At 69.5% G+C, this 679-nt stretch carries 1 pseudogene; it reads right to left on the reverse strand.

Going from position 1 to position 679, the window contains the following annotated elements:
* Window positions 1–490: 490 nt before the first annotated feature.
* Window positions 491–679, reverse strand: a pseudogene (locus MXD62_RS09925) (TetR family transcriptional regulator); the annotation flags it as partial.

The raw sequence follows: 679 nt of genomic DNA on the forward strand, positions 1-679 counted from the left end.
ACCCGGCTGGGGATCGGGCACCGGCAGGTCGCGCTCCTCCCAGGTCTGGTCACCGTTGAAAACAATCGCACGACCCACGGCTGTGCTCCCTTGCTCCGGTGTCGACACTTCAGATGTTCGACGACTGCACGGCCACCTGGCGACCTGCTTCCCGGTGGTGATGCCGGGGTGGGGCCCGGCCTGGTGCCGCCGCTGCCGCGGCGAGTGTCGCGCGCCGGTGTTCGCGAACGGACTGGGGATCGCTGCCCGGGCCGCCGCCGCGATGTGGCGTCGACACGCAGACCTTACGCCAAATACGGCACTCAGTTCCAGTCTGGGAATCTAGATTTATTATGGGCTCCGAGTGCCAGTTTGGCAGTCGCTGGCGGCGCTGTGGATGGCGGGGCTCGGCGCATACAGGTCGAGCGCGGCCGTGCCCCCCTTGCCGGCCGGACCGGCGGGCGGCGACCTGGAACGCCGCTCCTGGCGGGACGCGACGGCTTTCCCTGGGTCAGAAGGTTCCGGGGTGGACGGTGCGCATGACGTCGTCGAGGACCTTGTCGAGGGGTGCCTGGCCGTCGGTGGCCCGCCATGCTCTGTTCGCGGCCTCCAGGCAGGCGAGTGCGGCACCGATGATCGCCTCGGGGCGTGCGTCGATACCGGCCTCGGTGGAAGTGGGGCCAAGACGGTCGGCGATGTG

Origin of the sequence: Frankia sp. Mgl5, assembly GCF_023242985.1 — a bacterium.
GTDB classification, from domain to species: Bacteria; Actinomycetota; Actinomycetes; order Frankiales; family Frankiaceae; genus Parafrankia; species Parafrankia soli.